Source organism: Cellulomonas sp. P5_C6 (genome assembly GCF_054049635.1).
Genome location: NZ_JBFULZ010000180.1, coordinates 1 through 8,521 on the forward strand (window position 1 = coordinate 1; position 8,521 = coordinate 8,521).

Annotated in this window: 8 protein-coding genes and 1 pseudogene; 4 read left to right on the forward strand and 5 right to left on the reverse strand. The window is 74.1% G+C overall.

Annotated features, from left to right (window positions below):
• From ACXJKG_RS16800 to ACXJKG_RS16810, 3 genes and pseudogenes are all read right to left on the reverse strand, one after another.
• Window positions 1–527, reverse strand: a pseudogene (locus tag ACXJKG_RS16800) (chromosome partitioning protein); the annotation flags it as partial.
• A 212-nt stretch (window positions 528–739) separates the two neighbouring features.
• Window positions 740–1,144 carry an ATP-binding protein gene (locus tag ACXJKG_RS16805; RefSeq protein WP_456846888.1) on the reverse strand — a complete coding sequence of 135 codons (405 nt, stop codon included), beginning with the start codon at window positions 1,142–1,144 and terminating at the stop codon, window positions 740–742.
• Between the two features lie 139 nt (window positions 1,145–1,283).
• The gene (locus tag ACXJKG_RS16810) at window positions 1,284–1,649 is read right to left on the reverse strand and encodes a VOC family protein (RefSeq protein WP_456846889.1); all 366 of its coding nucleotides are present in this window, start codon (window positions 1,647–1,649) and stop codon (window positions 1,284–1,286) included.
• A gap of 215 nt (window positions 1,650–1,864) precedes the next feature.
• Here ACXJKG_RS16810 and ACXJKG_RS16815 point away from each other — a divergent pair, with 215 nt between their 5' ends.
• From ACXJKG_RS16815 to ACXJKG_RS16830, 4 genes are read left to right on the forward strand one after another with little or no spacing between them, the layout of a single operon-like run.
• Entirely contained in the window at window positions 1,865–2,134 is a 270-nt protein-coding gene (locus tag ACXJKG_RS16815; RefSeq protein ID WP_456846890.1) for a hypothetical protein, read from the forward strand.
• Window positions 2,131–5,079 carry a helix-turn-helix transcriptional regulator gene (locus ACXJKG_RS16820; RefSeq protein WP_456846891.1) on the forward strand — a complete coding sequence of 983 codons (2,949 nt, stop codon included), beginning with the start codon at window positions 2,131–2,133 and terminating at the stop codon, window positions 5,077–5,079. The genes ACXJKG_RS16815 and ACXJKG_RS16820 overlap by 4 nt, the downstream gene beginning before the upstream one ends.
• Window positions 5,080–5,131: 52 nt before the next feature.
• Window positions 5,132–6,202 (forward strand): DNA polymerase domain-containing protein, encoded by a 1,071-nt coding sequence (locus ACXJKG_RS16825; RefSeq protein WP_456846892.1) that lies wholly within the window; start codon window positions 5,132–5,134, stop codon window positions 6,200–6,202.
• Window positions 6,186–7,613 carry an MFS transporter gene (locus ACXJKG_RS16830; protein ID WP_456846893.1) on the forward strand — a complete coding sequence of 476 codons (1,428 nt, stop codon included), beginning with the start codon at window positions 6,186–6,188 and terminating at the stop codon, window positions 7,611–7,613. The genes ACXJKG_RS16825 and ACXJKG_RS16830 overlap by 17 nt, the downstream gene beginning before the upstream one ends.
• Window positions 7,614–7,637: 24 nt before the next feature.
• Here the strand turns inward: ACXJKG_RS16830 and ACXJKG_RS16835 are convergent, their stop codons facing one another.
• Window positions 7,638–7,979, reverse strand: a complete 342-nt coding sequence (locus ACXJKG_RS16835) for a hypothetical protein (protein ID WP_456846894.1) — start codon at window positions 7,977–7,979, stop codon at window positions 7,638–7,640.
• Between the two features lie 59 nt (window positions 7,980–8,038).
• Window positions 8,039–8,521, reverse strand: a 483-nt coding sequence (locus ACXJKG_RS16840) for a M15 family metallopeptidase (protein WP_456846895.1), incomplete at its 5' end; no start/stop codon positions are given.

An 8,521-nucleotide genomic window follows, 5' to 3' on the forward strand; every position in this document is an offset into this window, starting at 1 on the left:
GTCGATGCCGGACCGGCGGACGCGGACGTCGTCGGCGCCGGCTGCCCTCCCGCGGGCATGGCCGCCCCGGTCCGCGCGGAACCGCTGCGGGCCGCGGCGGTTGCGGCCACCGCGCCGGAGCCCTCCTCGCGGTCGCCGTCGTCGGCGGACGAGCTGTCGGTGGTCTCGCTCACGCTCTCGACCGCTCCGGACGTCGCCGGCGGCTCGTCCGACGAGGCCTCCGTGGACTCGGCATCCTCGGCCAGCGGGCCGGGCGCCTCGTCGACGAGGCCGTCCGGGTGGATCAGCAGCGACCACACCCCGTCGGGGTCGCGGACCTGCACAGGCACGGGCCGGCCCACCGACTCGGCGAGCGCGGCGATGCGACTGGTGATCGCGGCACCCGCTTCCGCGAGGTTGGCCATCCGCACCCGCTCGATGACACCGTCGACCGAGATCTCACCGGTGCCGTCGTCGCGCACCTCGGCGCGGATGTCGGGCAGTCGGGTCGCCGTCGTCGTGTTCTGCCCGTCGGTGCCGTCACTCATGGTGTTGTTGCCCCTCGCTCCCAGTCGTCCGCACCCGAAACTACGCCGCGCGGGCCCCGCGTGCATCGTCGAACCGCAGGCCAGCGCACTGGCGCACCTCCCGGGAGCCGTCCCGTCGGGGCCCTGAGCAGGGTCCGACGACGCATCGGGCGGCTCGGACGTGAGATCGGGCACTGCCGGACAACCCGGGCGTGTCGCCGCGGGCCGCGGGCTCAGTCGTCGGCGAGGACCTCGAACCACACCGTCTTGCCGTCGGGGTGGGTCTGGATCCCCCAGTCGGACGACAGCGCCTCGACCAGCGCCAGGCCGCGCCCGCTCGGAGCGGTCGGCTCCGGGTGCCCGACGGTCGGGGTGCCGCCGCCGGTGTCGCGGACGCCCACGCGGACCGTCGACCCGTCGATGCGCACGTGGACCCGGACGGCACCGGCGGCGGGTCCGTGCACGACGGCGTTGGACACGAGCTCCCCGGTCAGCAGCTCGACGACCTGGTTGGAGGCCCCGCCCACGCCGGCGTCGGCGATCGTCCGCATGACCCAGTGCCGGGCCGCGCGGGGGGCGGAGCGCTCCGCCTCGACGACGAGCTCGCCGTCGATGATGTGCGCGTCACGACGTCGCACGCTCGCAGCGCTCCGGAGATCTCGCACATCACCCACCCGACCAGAGTGCCCGACCGCGGACGGTCGTGCCCGGGGGGACCACCGACGCGTCCGGGTGAACGGACGTCGGCGAGGAGGTCGTCCGACCCCGCGCTCGGGGTCAGCGCTGGTGGCTCACCAGGCCGACGAGGTTGCCCTCGGAGTCGCGCACGAAGGCCTGCCACTCGTCGGTGCCCGCGGGGCCGAGGGTGTCGTCGTCGTGGTGGAAGATCACGTGCGGCTCGGAGTCGACGACGACTCCTCGAGCCCGGAGCCGCTCGACGGTCGCGGCCACGTCGTCGACCCGCAGGTAGAGAAGCGCCGACGGCGCTCCCTGGTCGAGCAGCAGGCGGACGCCGTCCAGGTCGAAGAAGAGGAGGCCGGGCGGGTCGAACCGCGCGGTCGGCGGCGCGCCCAGGAGGTCGGCGTAGAAGGCGGCCGCGCGATCGAGGTCTGTCGCCCGCTGAGCGACCTGCACCAGTCCCATGCGGCACATCGTGCACCTGGTCAGCCCTGTCTGAGGTACCTCAGACGCCCGCAGATGGACCTCAGGCCGACGGCACCCCACCTCAGGCGATCGTCCGGYTGATCCGGTGCCGAGAACCCGTCACCCTCCCGATCCGCGGACCCACGCCTCACGACGACAGTCATACCTGTCAACGAGAGCCGGGCAGATCGTCCGGCGTACATGAGGAGGACACCATGGCTGACTTCTGGGGACCTGCCTTCGACGCCGAGCTCGCCTACCGTCACGAGCGCCTGTTCACCGCGCTCCGCGGTATCCCGGCCGACGACGAGCACGCCGGGCACCACGAGCACGACGTCCAGGCGATCACTCGTGAGCTCGGCAGCGTCGCGGCCGCCGCTCGACCCGACGGCTCGCTGCGGCCCGTGCGACTGGCGCACCCGCTGGCCACTGCCGCGCGTGGGTGGCTGCTGCGAGGATCTGGGGCATGGCACGTGGCTCGATGAGCACACCCTTCGTCGCCCGCGCGCTGCAGGTCGACCAGCTCACGCTGGCGCTGCAGCGCGCGGGCGTCGGCGAGCCGTCCGTGGTCCTGCTCGGGGCGGACGCGGGCGTCGGCAAGACCCGGCTGCTGCGGCACGTCGCCGAGCTGGCGGACGCGGCCGGCGCGACGGTCGTCGTGGCCCACTGCGTGGACCTCGGCGAGATCGGGCTGCCGTACCTGCCGTTCGCGGAGGCGCTGTCCCAGCTGCGCACGCTCGCCCCGGAGTCGGTGGACGCGGTGGTCGCCAACCGCCCGGCGCTCGCGCGGCTGCTGCCCGGCCCGAGCGGCTCGGGGTCGGCGCCCGACGACCAGGCGAACCGCCTGCAGCTGTTCGACGGCCTGGTCGAGGCGTTCGGGTCCGTCGGCGGCCCGGAGCATCCGCTGCTGCTCGTGCTCGAGGACCTGCACTGGGCGGACGCGTCGAGCCGCGACGTGCTGCGGTTCCTCGTCTCCCGGCTGCGCGACCAGCACCTGCTCGTCGTGGCCAGCTACCGCACGGACGACCTGCACCGGCGCCACCCGTGGCGACCGGTCGCCGCCGAGCTCGCGCGCCATCCCCGGGTCGAGCGCCTCGACCTGGCGCCGTTCACCGACGACGAGCTGCGCGACTTCACCACCGCGCTGAGCGGCTCGCCGCTGACGGAGAGCACCCTGCGCCGGGTGATCGACCGCTCGGAGGGGAACGCGTACTTCGCCGAGGAGCTGCTGGAGGCCGGGGCGGAGGCCGACGAGCTCCCGTGGTCGCTGGCGGACGTGCTGCGCTCCCGGCTCGAGCAGCTCGACCCGTCCGTGCAGCGCCTCGCGCGGATCGCGTCCGCCGCCGGCCGCCGCGTGTCCGAGCCGCTGCTGCGCGCCGCGGTGTCCGCCGACGGTGACCTGCAGCTGACCGCCCCSGGGGTCTTCGACACCGCGCTGCGCGAGGCCGTCGCCCACCACGTGCTGGTCGGCGAGGACGACCTGATCGCGTTCCGGCACGCCCTGCTGGCCGAGGCGGTCTACACCGACCTGCTGCCCGGGGAGCAGTCCTCGTTGCACCGGGCCTACCTGCGGGTACTGCGCGACGACCCCTCCCTCGGGCCGTCGTCCCAGCTCGCCTCGCACGCCCTGCGCGCCCCCGACCTGCCGACGGCGCTGCTCGCCTCACTCGACGCGGCCGAGCAGGCGCACGAGGTCCTCGCGCCCGCGGAGGAGCTGCGCCACCTCGAGGTGGTCCTGCGCCTGTGGGAGGCCGTCCCCGAGGTCACGGCGGCGCTCGGCCGCGGTGAGCGCGCCGGTGCTCCCGCGCCCGTGGCGGAGGCCTCCACGATCCGGGACCACATCGACGTCCTCGTCGAGGCCGCGGGTGCGGCGAGCCGTGCGGGGCAGGTCGACCGCGCGGTGCAGCTGGCCCGGTCCGCGGTCGAGGAGAGCGCAGGCGACGTGCACAGGCAGGCGAGCCTGCGGACCAGCCTCGCGCGGTACCTGCTCGGGGTCGAGAGCATCCACGACGCCCTGGAGCAGTCCTCCCGCGCGCTGGCGGACCTGCCGGAGGCGCCGTCGCCGGCCCGGGCGTGGGCGCTCGCCACGTACGCGCGCAGCGCGCTGAACGCCGACCTCGACGCCGAGGCGGAGGTGGCGGCGACGAGCGCGGTCGAGCTGGCCCGGGCGGTCGACGCGGCCGACGCGGAGTCCGACGCCCTGACGACGCTCGCCGTGCTCGTCGTGGACGACGAGAACCGGGCGGCGGAGCTGCTGAAGACGGCGCTGGCCCGGGCGAAGGAGGCGTGCGACTACGTCACCGAGCTGCGCACGACGTTCAACCTGGCGAGCAACCGGTACTACGCCGGGGACATCGCCGGCGCCACGCAGGTGACCGCGGACGGGGTCGAGCGCGCCCGCTCCCTCGGCATGACGTGGAGCGTCTACGGGGTCGAGCTGCACATGTTCACGCAGCTCATCCGGTACGTCTCGGGGGACCTGACGCCGGCGTCGATCGGCGCGGTGCCCGACGACCTGGCGCCGACCCTGCTGGCCGTCAGCCTGTACGCGGCGGTGGCGCGTGGTGACGAGGACACCGCCGAGCGCGGGCACGCCCTGGAGCCCAGCTGGGCCCGGGACGGGCTGATCGCGCTGGTGGCGGGCGGCTGCACCATCGACGCCCACACGTGGCGCGGCGAGCTGGACGAGGCGATCGCGCTGTCCCTGCGGCTGCTCGAGCACCTGTGGCGTGCGTGGTCCGACTACTTCCTGGGCGGCATCTGGCTGGTCGCCCTCGCGCTCGGCGCGCTCGCCGACGCGGCCGCGCAGGAACGGCTGCTGGGCAAGGACGTCTCCGAGCGCGTCGCTCTGGGCGACCGGCTCATCGAACGGGCCGCGACCACGGCCGAGCGGGGACGACCGCGCGGCGGACGCCTCGGGCCCGAGGGCCGGGCCTGGCTCTCCCGGGCCCACGCCGAGCACTCGCGGCTGGCCGGCACCAACGACGTGGACCTCTGGCGGGTGACGGTCGCGGAGTTCGACTACGGCTACCGCTACGAGGTGGCGCGCAGCCGGTTCCGGCTCGCCGAGGCCCTGCTCGAGCACGGCGACCGGGAGGCCGCGCTGCGCGAGGCCGGGATCGCCCTGACCGAGTCCGACGCCATGGGCGCGGAGCCGCTGGCGACCGCGGTCCGGGGCCTCGCGCGGCGCGGGCGGCTGGACCTGCCGGGCATCCGCGTCGGCGGTGCGGACGTGCTGACCGCCCGGGAGGCCGAGGTCCTGGCGCTGGTCGCCCAGGGGCTCTCGAACCGGCAGATCGGGGAGAAGCTGTTCATCTCCGGCAAGACGGTCTCCGTGCACATCTCCAACCTGCTGGCCAAGCTCGGCGTCTCGGGCCGCGCGGAGGCCGTGTCGGTGGCCCACCAGCGCGGGCTGATCGGCGCGGGCTGAGAGGCCACGGGTTGATGGGCACGAGCCGTGACCAGCACCTAGGTTGAGCAGCATGTCTCCGTCGAAGACTCCCGCGGTCGAGCTCGAGGTGCGCGGCCGGACCGTCCGGGTCAGCAGCCCCGACAAGATCTACTTCCCCGAGCGCGGCCTGACCAAGCTCGACGTCGTGCAGTACTTCATCGCGGTGGGCGACGGCATCCTCGGCGCGCTCCTGGATCGCCCGACGACGCTCGAGCGCTGGCCCAAAGGCGTGTTCGAGGGCGCCAAGCTGGCCACCCGCGCGGACTCGACGGGCGACGCGTTCTACCAGAAGCGCGTCCCGCAGGGTGCGCCCGAGTACGTGAAGACGGCCCGGATCACGTTCCCGAGCGGCCGGACGGCCGACGAGGTCGCCCCGAGCGAGCTGGCGGTGGTCGCGTGGGCCGCCAACCTGGGCACGCTGACGTTCCACCCCTGGCCGGTGCTCGACGACGACGTCGACGCACCCGACCAGATCCGCATCGACCTCGACCCCCAGCCGGGCACCGACTTCTCCGACGCCGCCCGGGTGGCCCCGCGGGTCCGGGAGCTGCTGGCGGAGCACGGAATGGAGGGATCCCCGAAGACGTCGGGCGGCCGCGGCATCCACGTCTTCGTGCCCATCGAGCCCCGCTGGTCGTTCGTCGAGGCCCGCCGCGCCACCATCGCGTTCGGCCGCGAGCTCGAGCGCCGGATGCCAGCCGAGGTCACCATGAAGTGGTGGAAGGAGGAGCGCGGCGAAAAGATCTTCGTCGACTACAACCAGATGGCTCGCGACCGCACCATCGCCTCCGCGTACTCGATCCGCACCAACCCGCGCGCGACGACGTCGGCACCGCTGCGCTGGGCCGAGGTCGCCGACGTGCACCCGAACGACTTCGACGTGACCACGATGCCGGCCCGCTTCGCCGAGGTGGGCGACCTGTTCGCCCCGCTGGTCGCCCGCGCGGCACCGCGGTACTCCCTCGAGTCGCTGCTCGAGCTGGCGGACCGGCAGGAGTCGGACCACGGCGAGGGCGACCTGCCGTATCCCCCGGAGTACCCGAAGATGCCCGGCGAGCCCAAGCGGGTCCAGCCGAGCAAGGACCGTGACCGCCCCCGCTGACCCTCCCGGGGCCCTGGTCTACGCCTCCGGGCGCGGCCGATGGGTCCTGTTCGCGACCGTCCTGGGCTCCGCGATCGCGTTCATCGACGCCACGGTCGTGACGATCGCCCTCCCGACGATCGCCGAGGACCTCGACGCGACGACGGCCGACCTCCAGTGGACCGTCAACGCGTACGCCCTGACGCTCGCGTCGTTCCTGCTGCTGGGCGGCTCGCTGGGCGACCGGTTCGGCCGGCGCCGGGTGTTCCTCGTCGGCGTCGTGTGGTTCGCGGTGGCGTCCCTGGCCTGTGCGGTCTCGCCGACGATCGGCGCGCTGAACGCCGCCCGCGCGGTGCAGGGCGTCGGCGCGGCCCTGCTCACGCCGGGCTCGTTGGCCATCCTCCAGTCGTCGTTCAGCGGGCCGGACCGGGGCCGCGCGATCGGCGCCTGGTCGGGGCTGGGCGGCATCGCGGGCGCGGTCGCGCCGTTCCTCGGCGGCTGGATCGTCGAGGTGACCACGTGGCGATGGATCTTCGGCATCAACATCCCGCTCGCGGCGCTCGTCGTGGTCGTGGCCATGTGGCGGGTGCCGGAGAGCACCGACCCGAGCGCCCAGAAGAAGCTCGACATCGCGGGCACGGTCCTCGGCGCGCTCGGCCTGGCCGGGATCACGTACGGGTTCACGGCCTGGACCGAGCGTGGGGAGCCCGACGCGCTCGTGTGGGGCTCGCTGGCCTTCGGCGTCGCGGCGCTGGTCGCGTTCGTCTTCGCCGAGTCGCGCGCGAAAGCCCCGCTCCTCCCACCCGCGCTCTTCCGCTGGCGGCCGTTCGCGGGCACCAACGCGGCGACCCTGCTCATCTACGCGGCGATCTCGGGGCTCTTCTTCTTCTTGGTGGTGACCCTGCAGGTGGTCGCCGGGTACTCGCCGCTGGCCGCGGGGCTCGCGCCGTTGCCGGTGACGGTGCTCATGCTGCTGCTCTCCCCCCGGGCGGGCGCGCTGAGCTCCATCATCGGCCCGAAGATCCCGATGACGGTCGGTCCGCTGGTGTGCGCGGTCGGCGCCGCGCTGCTGGGCACCATCGGCCCCGACTCCCCGTACCTCACGCACGTGCTGCCAGGCGTCCTGGTCTTCGGGCTCGGGCTCTCGGCGACCGTCGCGCCGCTGACGACGACCGCGCTCGCCGCGGCCCCCGACCACCTCGCCGGCGTCGCCAGCGGTGTCAACAACGCGGTCGCCCGCGTCGCCGGCCTGCTGGCCATCGCGGTCCTGCCGCTCGCCGCCGGGGTCGGCTCGTCGCTGACGGACCCTGCGACCCTCGAGCCCGCCAACCGCATCGCGATGCTCGTCTGCGCCGCGCTGCTGGCCGGCGGCGCCGTGATCTCGCTGGTCACCGTGCCGTCGAGCGCGGACGCGGTGCGCCCGACAGCGTGAGCCGGCGGCACCGTCCGGCCCGGCTCAGACCTTCCAGACCGTGTCGTCGAGCGGATCGGTCCGGTCGACGACCAGGGTGGCAACCGGGTCCGCCGTGTCTCCGTAGCTCACCGGCGGGAGCTCCGGGCGCCCCAGGTACATGTCCTGCACCTCGCCGAGGCCCTGCATGCCGGGGGCAAGGGTCCGTGCGGCTGGGACCGACCGGCGGGCGCCCTGCACCAGACGCCAGAGCGTGGCTGCACCGACGAGCGCGTAGAACCCGCAGACCACAACCGTCGCCAGGACGGTTCCGGCAAAGATCGACCAGACGAGCACAGCGAGCAGCGCGATGGCGGCCGTCACCATCGACCACGCCTTCAGGCTCACGCCGCACCTCCGTCGGTGTCGGCAGCGTCCCACAGCCGTGGCAGCGACGGAAGCCCTGGTCAGCCCACGAATTCGAAGTGCCAGTACTCCGGGTTCGAGCCGCTGCGGCCGGCCCACGACGGCGACATCCACCCGTAGGACGGTCCGTGCGTGACCAGCCAGTCGCGCTGCGGGGTGTCCCAGCCGTACTCGCAGGGCAGCTCCGGCACGTCGAGCGCGAGACCGGTGCCGTGCGTGGACGTCCCCGGCGTGGCGGCGACCGTGCCGAGCGCCTCCCGCATGGCCACCTGCGTGTCGTAGTCGCGGTAGGTCAGGTCGAGGTCGAGGTGGTGCCCGAACGCGGCGCGGAAGGCCACGTCGAGCCGTTCGAGCGCGGCCGCCGCGGCGTTCTTCAGGTAGTACGGCGTGCCGTGCGGGTCGACGTCCCACGAGATGGCCGTGAGGGCCGACGGGGGCAGCCTCCCGTTCGAGCCGTCACCGCCGACGGTCGCCGGGGACGTGTAGAACGGCGGACCCGAGTAGGTCGTCGCGCACGACGGGCC